This window comes from Campylobacter hepaticus (assembly GCF_001687475.2).
GTDB classification, from domain to species: Bacteria; Campylobacterota; Campylobacteria; order Campylobacterales; family Campylobacteraceae; genus Campylobacter_D; species Campylobacter_D hepaticus.
In genome coordinates this window covers 492047-512080 of the sequence record NZ_CP031611.1, presented here as the reverse complement: position 1 = coordinate 512080, position 20034 = coordinate 492047, and the positions used below count along the sequence as shown (strand labels likewise).

At 27.4% G+C, this 20034-nt stretch carries 16 protein-coding genes, 1 tRNA gene and 1 pseudogene; 5 read left to right on the top strand and 13 right to left on the bottom strand.

Translation table 11 applies throughout. The features are described from left to right. The first annotated feature begins 51 nt into the window (after positions 1-51). Both folD and lepB read left to right on the top strand, forming a co-directional pair. Entirely contained in the window at positions 52-900 is an 849-nt protein-coding gene (folD, locus tag A2J15_RS02525; protein ID WP_066778307.1) for a bifunctional methylenetetrahydrofolate dehydrogenase/methenyltetrahydrofolate cyclohydrolase FolD, read from the top strand. Positions 901-908: 8 nt separating this feature from the next. Next, complete coding sequence (lepB, locus tag A2J15_RS02520; RefSeq protein WP_066778309.1) at positions 909-1757, top strand: signal peptidase I; 849 nt, start codon at positions 909-911, stop codon at positions 1755-1757. 4 nt (positions 1758-1761) lie between these two features. Here the strand turns inward: lepB and A2J15_RS02515 are convergent, their stop codons facing one another. The 6 genes from A2J15_RS02515 to A2J15_RS02490 form a co-directional block, all read right to left on the bottom strand. Then, positions 1762-2922 (bottom strand): molybdopterin molybdotransferase MoeA, encoded by a 1161-nt coding sequence (locus A2J15_RS02515; RefSeq protein WP_066778311.1) that lies wholly within the window; start codon positions 2920-2922, stop codon positions 1762-1764. Beyond that, positions 2919-4175 (bottom strand): UDP-N-acetylglucosamine 1-carboxyvinyltransferase, encoded by a 1257-nt coding sequence (gene murA, locus A2J15_RS02510; protein ID WP_066778313.1) that lies wholly within the window; start codon positions 4173-4175, stop codon positions 2919-2921. The genes A2J15_RS02515 and murA overlap by 4 nt, the downstream gene beginning before the upstream one ends. A gap of 139 nt (positions 4176-4314) precedes the next feature. Further along, positions 4315-4881, bottom strand: coding sequence for an anthranilate synthase component II (locus tag A2J15_RS02505; RefSeq protein ID WP_066778315.1), 567 nt, complete (start codon positions 4879-4881; stop codon positions 4315-4317). Further along, positions 4878-6662 carry a chorismate-binding protein gene (locus tag A2J15_RS02500; RefSeq protein ID WP_066778317.1) on the bottom strand — a complete coding sequence of 595 codons (1785 nt, stop codon included), beginning with the start codon at positions 6660-6662 and terminating at the stop codon, positions 4878-4880. The genes A2J15_RS02505 and A2J15_RS02500 overlap by 4 nt, the downstream gene beginning before the upstream one ends. Continuing rightward, the gene (locus tag A2J15_RS02495) at positions 6652-7716 is read right to left on the bottom strand and encodes a tyrosine-type recombinase/integrase (protein WP_066778319.1); all 1065 of its coding nucleotides are present in this window, start codon (positions 7714-7716) and stop codon (positions 6652-6654) included. The genes A2J15_RS02500 and A2J15_RS02495 overlap by 11 nt, the downstream gene beginning before the upstream one ends. A gap of 631 nt (positions 7717-8347) precedes the next feature. Then, positions 8348-9334: a c-type cytochrome gene (locus tag A2J15_RS02490; RefSeq protein ID WP_066778322.1), complete on the bottom strand. Its 987-nt coding sequence runs from the start codon at positions 9332-9334 to the stop codon at positions 8348-8350. Between the two features lie 212 nt (positions 9335-9546). Between A2J15_RS02490 and A2J15_RS07735 the strand changes: the two genes are divergently transcribed. Next, entirely contained in the window at positions 9547-9681 is a 135-nt protein-coding gene (locus A2J15_RS07735) for a hypothetical protein (protein WP_375732428.1), read from the top strand. Here the strand turns inward: A2J15_RS07735 and A2J15_RS02485 are convergent. The 5 genes and pseudogenes from A2J15_RS02485 to A2J15_RS02465 all read right to left on the bottom strand — a co-directional run bounded on the left by A2J15_RS02485 (position 9669) and on the right by A2J15_RS02465 (position 14139). Next, complete coding sequence (locus tag A2J15_RS02485) at positions 9669-10301, bottom strand: hypothetical protein (RefSeq protein WP_066778323.1); 633 nt, start codon at positions 10299-10301, stop codon at positions 9669-9671. The two genes, A2J15_RS07735 and A2J15_RS02485, sit on opposite strands and share 13 nt — an antisense overlap. Beyond that, entirely contained in the window at positions 10298-10540 is a 243-nt protein-coding gene (locus A2J15_RS02480; RefSeq protein WP_066778324.1) for a hypothetical protein, read from the bottom strand. The genes A2J15_RS02485 and A2J15_RS02480 overlap by 4 nt, the downstream gene beginning before the upstream one ends. Next, positions 10533-11567 carry a DHH family phosphoesterase gene (locus A2J15_RS02475; RefSeq protein ID WP_066778325.1) on the bottom strand — a complete coding sequence of 345 codons (1035 nt, stop codon included), beginning with the start codon at positions 11565-11567 and terminating at the stop codon, positions 10533-10535. The genes A2J15_RS02480 and A2J15_RS02475 overlap by 8 nt, the downstream gene beginning before the upstream one ends. Positions 11568-11575: 8 nt before the next feature. Further along, complete coding sequence (gene flhA, locus A2J15_RS02470) at positions 11576-13741, bottom strand: flagellar biosynthesis protein FlhA (protein WP_066778326.1); 2166 nt, start codon at positions 13739-13741, stop codon at positions 11576-11578. Continuing rightward, a pseudogene (locus A2J15_RS02465) lies at positions 13728-14139 on the bottom strand (Rrf2 family transcriptional regulator). The gene flhA and the pseudogene A2J15_RS02465 overlap by 14 nt, the downstream one beginning before the upstream one ends. Before the next feature lie 167 nt (positions 14140-14306). On the opposite strand from A2J15_RS02465, the gene rpsO reads away from it, so the two are divergent. Then, positions 14307-14579: a 30S ribosomal protein S15 gene (gene rpsO / locus A2J15_RS02460; RefSeq protein ID WP_066778328.1), complete on the top strand. Its 273-nt coding sequence runs from the start codon at positions 14307-14309 to the stop codon at positions 14577-14579. A gap of 28 nt (positions 14580-14607) precedes the next feature. Here rpsO and A2J15_RS02455 read toward each other — a convergent pair whose 3' ends face one another. Both A2J15_RS02455 and flgL read right to left on the bottom strand, forming a co-directional pair. Next, a complete protein-coding gene (locus tag A2J15_RS02455) occupies positions 14608-17427 on the bottom strand; it encodes a DNA translocase FtsK (protein ID WP_066778329.1) in 2820 nt (939 codons plus the stop codon). 108 nt (positions 17428-17535) lie between these two features. Further along, entirely contained in the window at positions 17536-19785 is a 2250-nt protein-coding gene (flgL, locus tag A2J15_RS02450) for a flagellar hook-associated protein FlgL (RefSeq protein WP_066778330.1), read from the bottom strand. A gap of 157 nt (positions 19786-19942) precedes the next feature. On the opposite strand from flgL, the gene A2J15_RS02445 reads away from it, so the two are divergent. Continuing rightward, positions 19943-20029 (top strand) — tRNA-Leu (locus A2J15_RS02445). The last annotated feature ends 5 nt before the right edge of the window (positions 20030-20034 follow it).

The window sequence follows — 20034 nt, the reverse complement described above, 5'->3', positions numbered from 1 at the left end:
TGATACAATTTTTACTTTAAAAAAGCTATAAATTTTGCAATAAGGAAAATAATGATTTTACTTGATGGTAAAGCTTTAAGTATAAAAATTAAAGAAGAAGTAAAAGAGAAAAATCAATTATTAAAAAATAAAGGTATTCAAAGTTGTTTAGCGGTTATTTTAGTTGGAGATAATGCAGCAAGTCAAACTTATGTTAGTTCTAAAACTAAAGCTTGCGAAGAATGTGGAATTAAATCTTTACTTTATCATCTTAGTCAAGATACAACTCAAAATGAACTTTTAGCTTTAATTAATACTTTAAATTATGATGATAGTATTGATGGTATTTTAGTACAACTTCCTTTGCCTAAACATATTTGTAAAGATTTAATACTTGAAAATATCATAAGTAGTAAGGATGTTGATGGATTTCATCCTATTAATGTAGGTTATTTAAATTTAGGTTTAGAAAGTGGATTTTTACCTTGTACCCCTTTAGGCATAATGCGTTTGTTAAAAACATATCAAATTAATTTAGAGGGCAAGGATGCTGTGATTATTGGTGCTTCAAATATAGTAGGTCGCCCTATGGCAAGTATGCTTTTAAATGCAGGTGCTACAGTAAGTATTTGTCATATTAAAACTAAGGATTTAAGTTTTTATACCAAAAAGGCAGATTTGATTATAGTAGCAGCAGGTTGTATTAATTTATTGCGTGAAGATATGGTAAAAGAGGGTGTTATTGTAATTGATGTTGGTATTAATCATCTTGAAAATGGAAAGATAACAGGAGATGTAGATTTTAAAGAAGTATCTAAAAAATCAAGTTATATTACCCCTGTCCCAGGTGGTGTAGGTCCTATGACCATAGCCATGCTTTTAGAAAATACTGTTAAATCAGCTAAAAATAGGCTTAATTAGGAACAATAATGGAAATTTTAAGAAAAATATATAAATTTTCTCAATCTTGGACAGGGACTGTAATTATAGTTCTTTTGGTGATTTTTTTCTTTATACAAGCTTTTGTAATACCTTCAGGTTCTATGAAAAATACTTTATTAGTAGGAGATTTTTTATTTGTTAAAAAATTTACTTATGGAATTCCAACCCCTCATATTCCTTGGCTTGAAATCCCTGTTTTGCCAGATTTTAACAAAAATGGCCATTTAATCCAAGCACAAGGTCCTCAAAGAGGTGATATAGTAGTTTTTAGAAATCCTCGTAATGAAAAAGAACATTTTGTAAAACGTTGTGTAGGTGTAGGTGGAGATAGGATAATTTATTCTAATAAAACACTTTATGTAAGAATGCATGAAGGGGATCAATTTATGAAAGAATATTATCCTAATGATCTTGTAAATTTTGGTGGTAATATTTATGTTAAAGAGCCTTATAAGCAAAAAGGTATACATTATGATTCTAATAAAGATATAGAAAATGATATTTTACGTTTTCTTAGTATAGGTAATTTTGCCATGTCTCCAACTTATCTTAAGGAATTAGGTCATCATATAGGTTTTAGCGGTGGCAATGCTTATGTTTTTGATGTGCCTGAAAATGAGTATTTTATGGTTGGAGATAATAGGGATTATTCTTATGATAGTCGTTTTTGGGGTTCAGTACCTTATAGATTAATAGTAGGAAAACCTTGGTTTGTATATTTTTCTTGGGATAAAGATAAAAATGTACGCTGGGAAAGAATAGGACGTTTTGTGGATACTTTAGAAAATGATGAACAATACATTCATAACGATGATGATGAAAATCAACTCAGTTAATAATTTATAATTTTAAAAGTTTGATTTCATCATCTTTTTTTAATTCACTTGTATCTTCATCACTAATAAGCAAAAATTCACTTTTTATAAGAGGAAGTATCATTCCTGAGCCAAATTTGTTTTCATTAAATGGGATGAAAATGTCTTTTTCTAAATTTCCTAAAATAAGATTGTTACGGCCATTTTTAAGTTTTAAATCCATTCCCATTTTAGCATGAAATTTTAAAGGTTCTTCTAAATTTCCATTTAACAAATTGATAATTTTTTTAGCAAAAATAAAACAAGAAAGATAAGCTGCCATAGGATTTCCTGGCAAGATAAGAACTAATTTTTGATTTTTTTGGTAAAGTTTGGTTGGTCTTGCAGGACGTGCTTTTAAACCTTTAAAAAGTGGACTAAAGCCAAGTTCATTTAAAGCTTGTTCGATAAAATCTGCCTCTCCAACACTTGCACCACCTGAAGTTATTAAAAGTTCAAAATTAGTATTTTCTAAAGCTTTCTTAGTGTTTATAAAATCATCTTCAATAATACCAAGATAAGATGTATTATCAAACATGTTTAATAAGGGCAAAGCATTAGCATTATAAATATTATTTTCATCGCATTCTTGCCAAGGTTCTTTAAGTTCATTTCCACTTGAAAAAATACCTATGCGAATTTTTCTTATAACTTCTATTTTATAAATTCCTTGAGAAGCAAGTAAAGCTATGTGTTTATTATTAAGTTTGGTGCCTTTTTTTAGCAAAAAATCATTTTCTTTTAATTCTTCGCCTTTATAGCGATAAGCATTATATTGTTTAGGGGCTTTTTTGATAATAAGTTTACCATTTTTTATGCATTCATCTTCAAGCATTAAAATAGTATCAGCATTTTTAGGCATTATGGCACCTGTCATGATTTTATAGCATTCATTTGTACCAAGTTCATACTTGTTTTTATCTCCTGCAAAAATTACTCCTTTGATGGTTAAAGGATGGTTTAAATGCGCATAATTAAAAGCATAGCCATCAAGTGCAGCATTGTCAAAACTAGGTAGATTTTTTTTTGCATAAAGATCTTTTGCTAAAATTCTATTTTTTGCTTGTTCAAGACTTATTAATTCTGATTCATTTAAACTCGAAATTTGATTGTTTAAATCTTTTAAAGTTTCAAAAATATTTTTCATTCTTCAAGCCTTGTGATTTTAGCTCCTAAGGCTTTAAATTTTTTTTCTAAATTTTCATAACCACGATCTAGATGATAAATTCTGTGGACCTTGCTTGTACCCTTAGCTGCTAATGCAGCTAAAATCAGTGCTGAGGAAGCCCTTAAATCTGTAGCCATAACATCAGCACAGTTGAGTTCTTTTCCTCCTACTATAGTGGCAATATGTCCATTAAGTTTGATATCTGCGCCCATTCTTAAAAGCTCGCTAACATGCATAAAACGATTTTCAAAAAGTTTTTCATCAATAATACTAGTTCCATTGGCTTTTAAAGCTAAAGCCATAAATTGTGCTTGCATATCTGTTGGAAAACCAGGATATTCACTAGTCATGATTTCTACAGGTTTGATTTCTTTGGCTGGAAGTAGGGTTAGGCTATCTTTTTCAACAAGAGTATCAAAACCCATTTGATGAAGTTTGGATAAGACTGCACTTAAATGAGAAGGATTAGCTTGATAAAGTGTGATTTGAGAATTTGTAATAGCTCCTGCACAAAGATAAGTTCCTGCTTCTATTCTATCAGGTATAACTTTAATTTCTTTAAATTCTAAAAGCTCTCCATCTGTACCATAAATTTCAAGTTCATCTGTACCAATGCCTTTAATTGAAAGTCCTGCATGAGCTAAAACTTCACAAAGTTGGACTACTTCAGGCTCTTTTGCAATATTTAAAAGTTTGGTTGTGCCTTTAGCTAAAGCTGCTGCCATAATAATATTTTCACTACCTGTAACAGTAATTTTATCAAAAAGTATTTCACTACCTTTTAATTTCCCATTAGCTACAACATAACCTTGTTTAATTTGTATATGTGCACCCATTTTTTCCAAAGCTAAAAGGTGTAAATCAATAGGTCTTTGCCCTATAGCACAACCTCCTGGTAGAGAGACTTCACAATGTCCAAAACGTGAAAGCAAAGGACCTAAAGCAAGTATAGAAGCACGCATTTTTCTTACTATATCATATTTAGCTATGGTTTGATTTAAAGTATTAGTATTCAATAAAGCGGTATTGTTTTGAAAATGTATTGTAGCTCCCAAATTTTCCAATAAAGATATAAGAGTTTTAATATCAGCTACATTAGGAATATTATGAATGCATACTTCATTTTTAGCTAATATACTTGAAACTATTAATGGAAGTGCTGCATTTTTAGCTCCGCTTATAGTAATAGCCCCATTTAAATGATTTGTTCCTTCTATTTCTAAATAAGTCATATTTTTCCTTAAAAAATTAAAAACTAAATTATTATAGCATTCTTAAACTTTTGAAAAGATATAAAAATTTATTATTTTTTTTAAAATTAGTTTTTTTAATATAATATTTTAAATATATATTTATTTTTTATTTAAAACATTAGATTTTCATGAAATTACTAAGTATTTTTTTTCCATTTTGACTTAATACAGCCTCAGGATGAAATTGTAGACCGTAAATATCATATTTTTTATGTTTAATAGCCATAATAATGTTTTGAGAATTATAAGCTAAAATTTTACATTGTTTTGGCATAGTGCTAATATGTAAAGAATGATATAGACAAATTGTAAATTCTTGTTCTATATCTTTAAAGATAGGATCTTTTTTAAAATAAAGTTTTGAAATTTTTCCGTGCATGGGATTTTCCATTTTAGAAACTTTTCCGCCAAAAACTTCAGCTATGCATTGATGCCCTAGGCAAATACCTAGAATTTTTTTATTTTTTTTAAAATGTTTAATGGCTTTTAAACTCAATTTTGATTCTTTTGGAGAATGAGGGCCAGGAGAAATAATAAGATGGGTAAAATCAAATTTTTCTAATTCTTTAACCTTATCAAAACTATCATTTTTTATAATTTTGCAAGCATAGCCAAGCTCTTTAAGATAATATACAATAATATAAGAAAAAGAATCATAATTATCAATAAATAAAATTTTTTTCATGGCAATTTTACCTTTTTTAAACCTCGTACAGAATTAATACAATAAATATTATCAGCCTTAAATAAATCTTGTTTAAAAAGTTTTTTTTCTTCTATGAATTTAAGTTTTAATAAAAAATTCCTATAAACACCATTTAACATACCACTTTGTAATTTTGGAGTGTAAAAATGTTTGTTTTTTTCTAGTATGATATTGCTTCTAGAACCCTCGCAAAGTTCTTTTTTTTCATTAAAAAAAACTATATCATAGCATAAATTTTCTCTCCATTTATGCGCATGTTTTTCATAAAAAGTACGTAAAGAAGTTTTATGAAAAAGATTATCACTTTTAGAATAAATTTTTTCATTGCTTAAAAACAAAATATCACTAGAATTGCTTTTTAAAATATCTTGTTTTAATTCATATTTTCCATTTTTATGTAAAATAAGTTTTAAAACACCTTCTTTTAGCGAATTTTTAAAAGGTGGAATAAAAGGATAAAATAAAGAATGGTTGTGATGGAAAATTTTTTCATTGAGTTCAAAAAGAGTGAGATTGTGAAATTTTAAGTAAGATTTTTTTTCACTTAAAATATCATGGCAATCTTTAAATATATTATTTAGATTAAAATTATACTTTAAAGCCGAGTTAATGAGTCTTTGCAAATGTTCTTTGAAAAATAAAACAGTATTATTTTTAAAATACATAGTTTCAAAAAGATAAAACTCACATGGATTTAAAATAGCGCTTTTAAGCTGAAGTTCTTCAAATTCCTCTTGCATTTTAGAATCCCAAACTAAACCGCTACCTGTACTGTATTTATAAATTTCATCTTGTTTTTCTAAGGTACGTATGGCTACATTAAATGTAGCTTTATTTTTATGAGCAAGACCTATAGATCCACAATAAATTCCACGTTCTTTTTGTTCTAATTCTTGTATAAATTTTATGCTTTCAAGTTTAGGAGCACCTGTTATAGATCCACATGGGAAGAGTGCTTTAAAAATTTGATATAAAGAAATGTTTTTTTTGAGTTTTCCTTTGACGCTTGAAGTCATTTGATGTAAAGTAGGGTGGCTTTGAATTTTAAAAAGTTTAGTTTTAAGAGTATTTTTTTTAATAATTTTAGCAAGGTCATTGCGTAAAAGATCACAAATCATAACATTTTCGCTAATATTTTTTTCATCATTTTGTAAAAAGAATTTATTATTTTGATCTTTTATAGGATCTTGATCACGTTTTATGGTGCCTTTCATGGGTTTTGTTGTAATTTTCCTATTTTTTATCTTAAAAAAAAGCTCTGGTGAAAATGATAAAATTTCTCTATTTTCGTCTTTTATAAAGGCTTTAAGAGAAGTATTTTGTCTAGAAAGCAAAAGTTTGAAAAGATTAAAAGCATTCATCTTGCTTTTAAAATAAAAGCTTTGAGTGAGGTTTAATTGATAGACTCTGCCTTTGGCAATAGCTTTTTTTACTTCAATGAAATTTTTTTCATAATTTGTTTGATCTAAAAAACTTATAAATTCAGGAATAAAACGTTCTTGATCTAAAATTTTATTTTCAAATCTTTTTCTTTTTGTAAAAGCAAATACTGATAAATAAGGTTTTTTGCTTGTTAGATTCTTATCTTGAAAATATTGATACAATTCATAATCTGCAAACATTAAACAATACAAATCATTTTTATTTTTTTCTATAAAATCAAAGCATTCTTTGGTTTCTTTGAGATTAAAAGCTCTTAAAATATGTTTAAGATCATAATAAAAATATTTGCCAAATACAGCAAAATTGTTAATAATCATGCAATTCCTTTGCAACTTGTGCTGCAAGTTTAAGCTTATCATTATTAAAGTGTGTATAAATTCTTGAAGTATTTAAGCTAGCATGTCCTAAGGCCTCTTGAACTAAAATTAAATCTTTTTGTTTTTTATAAAGTAGGGTTGCAAAAGTATGGCGTAGCATATGTGCACCATTTTTTTGTTTACGTATACCTGCACGAAACAAGATCTGTTCAACAATACGACTGACATAAGATTGAGTAAGCGGGGTGCCTTTTTTGTTTACAAAAAGTAGAGCATCTTTGCTCATATAATTAATATTAACATGATTTAATAAATCACAAATAAGATCTTTTTTAATCATTACTATGCGGTATTTATTACCTTTAGCACGTATTCTTATAATATAAAGATCATTTTCTTCGCTAATATCCCCCATTTTAATGTTAATAGCTTCACTAACTCTTATTCCTGTAAAAATAATGATTTTAATGATGAGTTTATTGCGTATGGTATTATTTTTAAAATTTGCATTATCTACAGCATTGAGAAATTTTTTAAGTTCTTCCTCGCTCATAAATTCAGGCAATTTATTTCCTTTTGAACCTGATATTCCTCCCCAATTTTTAAGAACAATATCAAAAATATGAGCTTTTTGATCTTCTTCATTTTGTTTATCTAAAAAATTAAAAAAATTAATCACTGCAATGCGATAATTTTTTTTACTAGCATCTGATAAAGAAGCGCTTATGCTTGCTAAAACTTCTACAATAAGTTCTTCATCAATTTGCTTTAAAGAATGTAGTTTATAAAAATTTAAATATTCAAATATTTTTTTTAAAGGATTAAAATAAGTATTTACTCCACTTAATCCGGCATTTCTTGCTTTTTTTGTTAAAGCATCAAGTTCTTCGATATTGCTTACACCTTTTGAAAGATGGAAATTTACCTCTGTTAAGACCTTTGGATTTTTAAGTTCTTTATTGGATAGGGAATTAAGTTTAAATTTCACATACTTGCTTAACCAAAATAAAAATGATTTTTCAAAAGTTTCTTCGCAATCTAAAGGATATTTCATTAATGTATTCCTTATTTAAAATCTTTAATTTTAAAACATATTGTAATACTAACTTAGTAAAAAAAAGCTTTTTTATATATTTTTTATAAGGATTAAAAAAGTACTAAAATATTTATATTAATTAAAACTTATAAACTTTGTAAGATAATATGATAAAAGGTAAAAATTGTTTTATTTAGTTATTTTATATTGAAAACTGTAATTTTCAAACTTTTTTATATATATTTATAAATTCTTATACTCTATCATATAAAAGTTCCTATATTTCATGTTTTAAAGACTTTACTTTTTGGTTATTTATAATTTATCCATAGAATATAATGTAAAAAAATTATTATTTTATTTTGTAAATTAAAAATATTAATATAAATTTTTAGAGCTTAAAAATATCATTTTAAAAATTTTATTTTTAATTTTTTATCATTAATAAAATAAAATGATAAAAATATAGTTTGGATAAATATTTATAATTTTTAAAAAAATGATTTTTATGAAGTTTTGAAAATATAAGGATTAAAATTTAAGTATTTTAAGACTAAAATTCGGGACTAAAAGGTTTATAAATGGTTAAATTAAATGATTTTAAAAAGATTTAATCAAGGTATATTTCTACCTTGATTATTATATGTATTTATTTTTTAATCATATCTGTATAAGGTCCAAAGCGGTGTTGAATAATAGAAAAATTATCATCATAAGGTCCTACATCCATATCTAAAGGTTTAACCCTTCTATCTGGAAAATCTTGCTCTCTATTTGCTTTTATAGGACGTTTTTGTAAATTGATATAAGATGCTACATCATAAGCATCTTCAAGACTTAAATCAGGAGATCCTTTAGGCATATTAGTTTTGATAAAATTAGCAGCTTTTATAAGGCGGTATACTCCTGCTCCTGTATTATAGCTATCTTTTCCCCAAAGTGGCGGATAAATATAATAATCTCCTGTATCACTGGTATTTTTAAGCCCTTGTCCATTTTTTTGATGACAAGCAGCACATTTATTCATATAAATAATTTTACCTTTTTTAGGATCAGCTGCTCTTGAGATAAATTCTATTTTTTCGAGCCCCTGCCCTTCTGTTTTAGCTCCCACAGGAATACCTTGAGAAAGCCATTGCATATAAGTTAGCATAGCCATCATTTCAGGAGTATCAGTAGGCATACTTTTTCCATTCATAGATCTTTGAAAACAGCTATTGATTCTATCAACTAAAGCTATAACTCTATCTTCTTTCATATCATATTGAGGAAATCTTCCCCAAATTCCTACAAAAGGTAATTGATTTTTAACTGTCCCTGCATTAGCATGGCAACTTGAACAAGAAAAATTATTTCCTGTAAATCTTTTTTTGGGATCTTTAGCTTGAGGACCTACATATTTACTTGTTTCATTGATGATTTTATTTCCTAAAATAACCATTTTAGAATATTGTGAATTTTTGGGTAATTGATTTTCATCAATAGTGCCATCTTTATTTATGGCTTTGGGTAAAGCCCATTGAGCAGTAGGCAAATCAATGCCTGTTGCACCTTTAGTTTTTTCTAAATTTTCATCTAGAGCAAAAGCGCAAGTTCCAAATAAGAATAAAGCTAAAGCCATAGAAAATTTATTCATTATCCTCTCCTTTTTTATTTATATTTATGCACGTAAGTATAAAATTTTCTTAAGTAAAAGTCAATGAAATTTTTTGTTTTTTATTTAAAAAAATATATTTAAGAATAATATTTATTTATGTTACAATTAAAAAAATATAATAAATTTTTAATATAAAAATAAAGTTTCTATGCTATAATGGCATAATATTTCATAGATGTAAAAGGTAATATATGAAAAATTTAAGTGTTCAAGAAAAAAAAGATTTAGATAATTGTGTTTTTCAAAATCTTCATAAACAAGATTCTCTTGCTATTTTTTTAAAAAATTTTTTTGTAAAAATTAAAACTTTTATTTATTCTAAATAATACCACTTAAAATCTTTTTGTGTATATGAAAGTTCTTTAAAAAAAGGAGCTTGTATAAATATTTTACATTCTTTATCTGAATTTTCTATGCCATAAATTTTCATAGCCATTTTGTTATTATGTTTATTAAGTTCTATACCTATGCAAGCTTGTTGATTGATTTTATATAATAAAACCCCTCCTTCTTTTTCATCTATATTTAAAATACTTAAATTTGTATTTTTACTCATATCTTTTATATCTTTGCTAAAAGCATAGTGGAGTTTGTAATATATCATAATATCTTGCATGGTATTTTTTAAAGCTTTTAAGTTTTGATTTATGTTGTCATTATTATTTTTATAAATTTCTAAAAAATCATTATTTAAAAAATTTATAAAATCTTTATTTTCAACTAATTCTTGACAAGAATGATAAGCTTTTATAATACGTATTTGATCTTTTTCTATTAAAAATTCAAGACAATTTTGTTTATTTTTAAAAAAAGTTACTAGTTGAAGTTCTTGAATTTTGAAATTTTTATTAGACTTTTTTTCGTAGGCAAAATCATTAAATTTTTCATAAGTATTAGCAAAACTTAAAATATATAAATTAAAAAACAATAAAATAATTTTTTTCATTTAAAAAGATCTTTGTGATTCTTTCTTAGAAATTCTACAAGTTCTAAAATTTCATCAACCCCTTCTTTATCAGAATTTTCTAAAACTTTATCTATATTATCTATATAAGCTTGTATTGCATCTTCTAATTTTTCTCTTTTAACTCCTGAATATAAAAGCATAGCTTCTAAAACTATACTTAATTCATATCTTAAATCTTGTATTTGTTTTTTTAAATTTTGATTATTATATTCAGACATTACTTCCCTTTTTAAGTTCTTTATTTTTTATTAAATCCATAATTTGAGCTTTTATATGGTGATAAGGTCCATCTTTAAAAGAAACAAAAAGCCCTCCACTAGCATTTTTATGACCTCCTCCACCGACTAAATTTTTAGCCATTAAACTTACATCTATATTCCCATTAGCGCGAAAGCTTAGAGTTTTTTTAGAACTTATATCAACAAAAAAATCATAATCAGGATTTTTAACTAAAAAATCATTGCCAATAATTGAAGTATTACCTATATTTGAAGTTAAAATGCCTTTATGACCTTGATATTCTATGGTAAATTTTTCTTTTAATTCTCCTAGTTTTTCAACAACAAAATAAGAGATTAAATTGGCTAAAGTATCGTCATGATTTTTCATAAAAAAATCTTTTTTTATATTATGAATAGCATTATCAAGTAAGATATTGGCTTTATTTTTACCTATAAAGCTACGTGCTTTTTCAAGTAAAAAAAACATATAAGCTACTTGTATATCTTTAAACATAATACGATTAATCTCTTTTGCATTAGCAATGAGTCCTAAAAAGACTTTTCCAAGTTCAAAATTTTCATCTTTACTTAGCCAGATATCTACAGCATTTACTACATCAACTAATTTTGAAAGTTCTAAATTAGGCAAACAAATTTTAGAAAAGAAATCATAAACGATTTTAGTGGCACATCTTTTAGAATCAAGTAAATACCAAGGATATTTTTGAGCGCATTCTTCTCCACTTTGATGGTGATCAAGGAGAAAAATTTTAATATTTTTTTCTTTGCAAATCTTATCAAATTCTTCGCATTGATTGAGATTTAAATTTAAATCTGTGATTAAAATAATAGCTTGATTTAAATTATTGTCTTTTTCTATATCGTTTAAAATGGAATTAAAATTTTCATTAATTTCTTTACCATAATTAGAATTATAAAATTGTACATTTTTAAAATAAAAATTCACAACAAATTGACAAGCATAGCCATCAAGATCTGTGTGTGATAAGTGATAAATTTTCATTATTTTCCTTAAAGATCTATTTTAATAATACCTTCAGTATTAAAATTTGTATTTTCTGCAATTTCTGCAAAACTTAATACAACTATATTAATGCTAAAATTATAACAAAGATCGGCAATAAATTTTCTTAGTTGGGGTTCAACACAAAGTATAAAAGGCTTAATGCGTCCATTAGCTACTGCAGCAACTTCAGATCTTAAAGTATCTACTAAAGTTCCTGTTTGGGCTACACTTAAAGGAAGATGATAGGTACCATCTTTAAATTGTACATTTTCCATTAATATAGCTGAACTTGCAGAATCTAATATAAAAATATCTAAATTACCTTTATCATCTAAATACATATTAGTAATCATTCTAGCTAAAGATGCTCTTACGTGTTCTATAATCATATCAAAACTTTTACTTACTTCTGCAATATCACTTATAGATTCTAAAATAGTAAGCATATCTTTAATAGGAATATGATATTTAAGCAAGTCTTTAAGAATTTTTTGGATGAGGCTTACAGGCGCAACATTTAAAGCTCCTTCTACGATAATTGGGTAATCGTTTTTAACTTTGTCTAAAAGATTTTGCACTTCTTGACGTGTAAGCAGTTCACTTGCATGAGCTTTAACAAGTTCACTCATATGAGTTGAAATTACGCTTGCAGGATCTATAACAATATAGCCATTTAAAGTTGCCTCATCTTTTAAGTTTGTATCTATCCAAAGTGCATCTGAGTTAAAAGCTGGTTCTTTAGTGGCAATTCCTTCTATTTCTTCGGTAATAAAGCCACTATCCATAGCTAAGTATTTATCAGGATAAATTTCAGCACTTGCTATAGATACCCCTTTTAATTTAAAGCTGTATTCATTAGGTTTAAGTCTAAGATTATCTCTAATACGAATTTTTGGCATTAAAAAGCCTAAACTTTCAGCAATACTTCTTCTCATAGAACGAATTCTTTCTGTGAGTTCATTTTCTGCAAGCTTTATTAAGCCATACCCTAACTCAAGTTCAAGAATTTCTACTTTAAGTATATCATTAATCTTAAGTTCTTCTTCTTTAAGTATTTCTTCTTCGCTTTTTTTAGCAGGAGCTTTAGCTATCCCTTCTTGAGTTGCAGCTGCAGCACTTGGTTTTTGTTTTTTATGCGTATTAACATCAATTTTACCTTCTTTAACCTGCTTAGTTAAATAACCTAATCCTAAAAATACTAAAGCCATAAAACCTAAAGATAAGGTAGGTAAACCAGGAACTAAAGCAAAAACAAAAAGTACAAAACCTACTATCAATAAAGTACGATATTCGCTTAAAAGTTGGGTTAAAGTCCCCTCAGCAAAATTTTCTTCATCTTTGCTTGCACGGGTGATAATAATGGCTGTAGCAGTTGAAGTAATAAGCCCAGGAATTTGCGATACTAAACCATCTCCTATAGTTAAAATAGTATAAGTAGATGCTGCATTGCTTAAGGTCATATCATGTTGAAAAGAACCTATTAAAAACCCTCCTATCATGTTTATAATAGTAATAATAATACCAGCAACCGCATCTCCTTTAATAAATTTACTAGAACCATCCATTGCTCCATAAAAATTAGCTTCAGCTATAACTTCTTGACGTCTTGCTCTTGCAGCTTGTTCATCAATCAATCCTGCATTTAAATCTGCATCAATAGCCATTTGTTTTCCAGGCATTGCATCAAGTGTAAATCTTGCTTGTACCTCAGAAACTCTTGTACTACCTTTGGTTACAACCATGAAATTAATAAGTACTAAAATACAAAAAACAATGATCCCAATAACCATATTTCCACCAACAACAAATTCACCAAATGCTGCAATGATTTCGCTAACTACTTGAGGTCCATTTTGACCTTCACTTAAAATCATTCTTGTTGTAGCTATATTTAAAGAAAGTCTAAATAGAGTGATAATTAAAATAAGCGTTGGAAAAGTTGTTAAATCTGTAGGTTTGGGTATATAAATAGAAATTAAAATAATTAATACTGACAAAGCTATGCTTAATGCTAAAAAAAAGTCTAAAATAGCGCCTGGTAAAGGAACTATAATAATAGCTAAAATACATACTAAAAAAGCAACTATAGTAAGGCTTTTAGCTTTTAAAATAGGAGCGATTAAAGGTCCTAAAAAAGGAAAAACCAAATGGGCTATTTTATTTTTTGCCATTATTTTTTCATAATATCTTCTAAAGTAATAGAATCTAAAAATTCATCAACTTTATTTTGCAAATTGATTAACATAGGCATTAAGGTACAGTCTTTTTCTTTGTGGTTGGGGCAAACTCCACTACTGCATTCAAATACACTAATATCTTTTTTTTCAGCGCTATTAACGATTTCTTTAATGGTGTATTGATTAGGTTCTTTGATTAAAACAAAGCCTCCTTTTGCACCTTTAAAAGATTTTAATAAATTATCTTTAGCTAGAGTTTGCAAAATTTTAGCTAAAAAGCTTTTAGGGATATCTAGTTCTAAAGCTAAAGAATCTACATCTTGAGGTGTTTTCTTTTGAGAAATATAAATTAAAGACAATAAAGCGTATTCGCTAGCTTTGGTAAATAGCACAGATTCTCCTTATTTTAAGTCACAAAATTTATAAATTATAATAAAAAATTCTTAGAAAAAGACTTAAATTTAAACAAAATATTTTAAAAAATAAATTCAGCTTATTTTTTGCTTTTTTAAAATATAATTAGAATTTTTAAATAAATTTACCAATCAGGAGGTCTTTCATGGCTTTAGATTCGGCCAAAAAAGCACAAATAGTTGCAAAATTTGCTAAAAAACCAGGTGATACTGGATCAACAGAAGTTCAAATAGCGCTTTTAACCGCTAGAATTATAGATCTTACAGAACATTTAAAGATTTATAAAAAAGATTTTTCTTCAAGATTAGGACTTTTAAAACTTGTAGGTCAAAGAAAAAGACTTTTATCTTATCTTAAGAGAAAAGATTATAGTTCTTATAGTAAATTAATTGCTGAATTAAATCTTAGAGATAAATAATTAAAAGCCTAGTTTTAGGCTTTTAAAATTATAAAATTTCTCTTTGTCCTTTTGAATCTGGTTCACTTAAAACCCCATTTTGTGTAAGTTGTTCTATAATATTTGCAGATCTGTTATAACCTATTTTTAAACGGCGTTGTAAATAAGAAATACTTGTTTTTTTATCTTCTAAAATAACGCGTTTAGCTTCTTCATAAAGTTCATCTACTTCATCATCATAGTTTTCATTAGAGAATGTTTTTGTGTTTTGTTGTTCTGTTAAAAAACTTTCGTCATATTCTACACTTTGTTGTTCTTTTAAAAAATCTACTATTTTTTCTATTTCAAATTCACTGGCAAAAGGTGCATGTAAACGTACAATAGAACTAGTTCCAGGAGGAGTAAACAAACAATCTCCTCTTCCAAGTAAATTTTCAGCACCCATGGCATCTAATATAACTTTAGAATCAATTTTTTGCCCTACTTTATAAGAAATTCTACTTGGTAAATTAGCTTTGATAAGCCCTGTTACTACATCAACAGATGGACGCTGGGTTGCAACAATTAAATGAATCCCACTCGCTCTTGCCATTTGAGCAAGTCTTGCTATGTAAAATTCCACATCTTTTCCAGCACTCATCATTAAATCAGCAAGTTCATCAATAATAACGACAATAAAAGGCAATTCTTCACCTTTTGTTTCTTTCATTTTTTCATTATAATTTTCTATATTTTTGGTTTTAGCATCAGCCATTAAACGGTAACGTCTTTCCATCTCTGCTACCATATTTGAAAGTGCGTTAATAGCTTTTTTAGGATCTGTAATGACTGGGGTTAAAAGATGAGGGATATCATTATAAATACTAAATTCAAGCATCTTAGGATCTATCATCATTAAACGTAAAGTTTTTGGTGAATTGCGATATAAAAGACTTAATAGCATAGAATTAATTCCTACGCTTTTTCCACTTCCTGTGGTTCCTGCTATTAATAAATGAGGAAGTTTTTTTAAATCTGTAATAAAAGCATTACCTACTATATCTTTACCTAAAGCTATGGTTAAAGGACTTTTAGCATTTTTAAAAACCTTGCTTTGTAAAATTTCTTTTAAATAAATAGTTTGAATTTCATCATTTGGAACTTCTATACCTACAACATCTTTTCCAGGAATAGGTGCTTGAATGCGTATAGATTTTGCCATTAAAGCCATGGTTAAATCATCTTGCAAATTTAAAATACGGCTTACTTTTACATCTGCGCTTGGACGGAATTCAAAGGTAGTTACTACAGGTCCAACATAAGTACTTATAACATCTCCACCTATTTTAAAACGACGTAATTTTTCAAGAAGATTATAAATTTTTTTATCAATTTCACCCTCATTTATCTCTTGGGCATGTTCTTTTGGGTCAGCAAGAAAATCAAGAGAAGGTAAAATAAAATCTTTAGGTTTTTCTATTTCACCTTGTTCTATTTCACTTAATAAAGCTTGATTAATAGCAATTTCTTTACTTAAAACCGCCTTTTGACTTTGAAAATTTTGAGAATTTACTTGTGTATTTTCATTATCTTGTGTATTATTTATTATTTCATTGATATTTTTAATATCAACAGGTTTAACATAAGGATGATTTAATTCTTCAACAACAGGTGTGAAAGCAAAAACACTGTCTTGTTTTGTCTCTTCTTTTATTTCATTATTTTGATTTAAAGCTTGTTTTGTGGTTTCTGACTTTAAAAGATCGGGTTCTTCTACATTTTGGTTTAAATGATATTTATTGCCTTGTATGATTTCATTTGCATCATATTCTTCTAATTCTTTAATTTCTTGCTTAACTTTATTTTCTAAAATTTCATTTTGATAAGTCTTGTATTCTTCTTCTAGTTTATTTTTTTGTAATAAATTTTCTCTAAGTTCAAGTTCTTTGGTAAAAATTTTTGTTTTTAATTCTTGCTTAGGTATTGAAATTTCAATATTCTTACGTTTATAACTTGGAAGATCTAAATCTTTATTTAGGTCTATTTTATCTATATCTTCAGCTTTTTTTGGTTTTAAAAAACGTTTAGGAATCATATCTACCTCTTCTTCTGAAATAAAATTAAAATCTTCATCAAGATTAATACTTGTTCTACTAGCTTTTTGTGCAAAATTATATACTTGCTCAGAATGTTCATAAAGAAAACTTTTTGATTCTTGTAAACTGTGTTTATCTATTTCTACAAATTCGTCTAAAATTTGATTTTTGAGTTTTGCAAAATTTTCTTTAGCGGTATTAATTGAATTGCAGCTTGCATTAATATTGACATCTTTAATTAATTGTTCTAAATGATCAAGTTCGTTTTTAACTTCTTCATTTGTTGTATTTTCAAAGTTTTGAGTGCTATTTTTTAAGGTATTAGATGTTGAAGTTTTAGGTCTTAATCCATCTTCTTTTTCATTTTCTCCTCCAAAAACTCGCATTAATAAAGATTTAAAAGCTTGTTCCATTTTTAATAATGGGGTAAAGTCTAATTCTATTTTTAAAGTTTCTTTTACAAAGTTAGGAAATAATAAAATTAAAGAAAATAATAAAACTAAAAGTGCAAAAATTCCACTTCCTGTATGTCCTAAAATAGCATAAAAAATTTTATAAATGATTTTTAAAATATATCCAAAATCTTTATAAAAAACAGAAAATAAAAGTAAAATTGAAAAACAGGCCAAATAAAAACCAAAAAGTTCTCTACGCTTAAAATTTTCTATCTTGTAATTTTTTTTATAATATAAGTAATTTAAGATAAGTAAGCAAAAAGGATAATAATACCCTAATTCCCCAAATAAAAATAAATTAGCCTTATAAACCCATTCTCCCATGCTAGGTGCTAGCATACAAAGACAAAGATAAAAAATAAAAAAGGTAGAAATGGTAAAAATGGCTTCTTTTTTAATATTTTTTCCTTAAAAAATAAAATCAAAAAGCAATTATACCATAAAATTTTATAGATAATTTAATAAGCTAAGCTGAGATATAGTAGCACTAGCCTTGAGTGTGGCTTGATATGCAAGCTGTGTTTGCATTAAATTCATCATAGCTTCTCCATAATCAATATCACTAATACTTGATTTAATGCTTTGAACATTAACACTTAAAAAGGTTGAACGCGTATTTACATCTTCTATGGCATTGTGATAAGCACCCATTGCGGTATTAAGTTTATTAATATGATCAGCTAAATGATCAAGTCTTTCTAAAGCTCCTTGCATACCGGTATTTCTTGGGTTTTTACTTGTAGAATCAGCTCTCATATTTCCATTTAAAACGGCTTCAATCATAGCATCAAGATCTTTAATAATATCCACATTAGGCTCATCAATGACTAAAGCATTATTTGCACTAAAACTAAAATTTGGACCATTTTCTATGGATGCTGTTGTTGAAAATGGGGGTGATGGGAAATGTCCACTTTGAGAATCACTAAGGGCGATTTCTATATTAGTGCTTGCTGAAAGTTTATCACTAACACTGATTCTACCTTTATAATCCATGCTAACATCAACGCTAGCTTTTGAATCTTTCATGAGTTGTCTTAAATTTTCATAATCATTAGCACTGATTTTTCCATTTGTAGCATTAATGCTTTGATTTGGAACCTTATCTGAAGCAAACATTCCTATTATGGCATTAATTTGTCCATAGGTAATATCATTTGATCCAGTAACAACCCCACTATTTCCACTTGCAGGATCAGTATGCATAATAGGAAATTCAATAGTTTTATTTGGATCTTTGGGATCTTTAAAACTTACAGTTGAATTTTGTAAATCTATGCTTACATCATAAGAATTTCCGCCTTTAGATTTTACTTTTAAATTTAAAACTGTACCATTTAGGCTATCTTGAGCCATAACTTCACTAAGTTTTGTTGAATCTGTAGCATAAGCATTATTAGATTTTATAACTTGAGAAACATTACCATAAACAGTATTGCCATTTTTTTCAAAATACACATTATCATAATCTGCGCCATTGCTTGGATTTCCTTGAGTATCTGTCATTTTGCTATGGATAAAATCTGTTTGACTAAGATCAAAGCTAAATTCTTTTTTAGTTCCATCTTTAGCAGTTAAAGTTATTTTTACAGGAGATTTTAAATTGCTAATATCTCCATTGCTAGCTTTTAAAGCTTCTGTCATAACCGAATTGGTTATATCATCCCTATTTAAATTATTATCTTTAATAAATTGATTAAGTTCTTTAAGTGCACCAGAATTTTCAAGTTGAGGGGTAAAGGCTACAGCATGAAAATCAAGTTTATTATTGCCTTGTTTTAAATCAGTAATTTGAATTTGACCACTATTATTAATGCTTACTTCAACAACTTTATTATCAGCGGTATTGCCATAAAGAGTTCCAATTTGTTTTAATATATCTTCTATTTTATCATCAGGTTTGATTAAAACCGCACTTTTAAAACTTGTTCCATCAGGTCTAGTTCCTTGAACATATAAGGTTGAAGATAAAAAATCAAGCTTTTGATCCTTATCTTCAAAATCTTTATAAGGATCTAAGTTTCCATCTTTAACATAATTTTGTCCGATTAATTGTTTCCATTGAGAATCCCCATTGAGGTATTCTACCTTATCTTTATAGCGATTATCTTGTAAGCTTACATTAGTAGTGATTTGTTTTTTATAATCTCCATCAGCTTTAAAAAATAAGTCCCATCCAGGTATATTATAAGGGCTTTGGGTTCCAGCACCTGTGACTACATTAATGGTGTTTTTATCCCCATAATAATTTCCCTTAGAATCAAAAGGTTTGTTTTGAAGTTGGGATCCTGAAAAAAGGTATTGACCATTAACACTAGTATTGGCAAGTTGGAGTATAGCATCTTTAATACGCTGCAATTCTTTTGCTATAGCTTCTCTAGAAGTTTGAGAATTGCTATCGCTTGCAGCTTGAGTGACTTTAACTTTAAAGTCTTCTAGTAATTTTACCATATCTTGTAAAGCTTTCATACTATTTTCAGTCATTTCTTTTGCTCTACTAGTTGCTTCTTTTACCTGCTCTAATGTTTTAATTTCATATTCAAGACGTGTGTGATCTATGTAAATACTTGCATCTTCATATGAGTTTTGTATTTTTAAACCAGAAGCAAGTTGTTGAGATATTTTATATAAAGCATTTTGAGCATCCATGGAACTGCTTACACCGCTTGTAAAAGTAAGTTTATTAGTAATTCTCATGCTAATCCTCTAAAAAAATATTAAAGTTAAATCTATAATAAATAAAGCAAAAATTGTTCCAAATTTGCCTTTATTTATATCGTCCGATAAAAAATACTTTTTATATTTAAAGTATTTTTTAATTTAAAACAAAGTATAATCAAATCTTAAAAATTTTGCCCGAGTGGTGAAACCGGTAGACGCGCCAGACTCAAAATCTGGTAAGGGCAACCTTGTGTCGGTTCGAGTCCGACCTCGGGCACCATGATT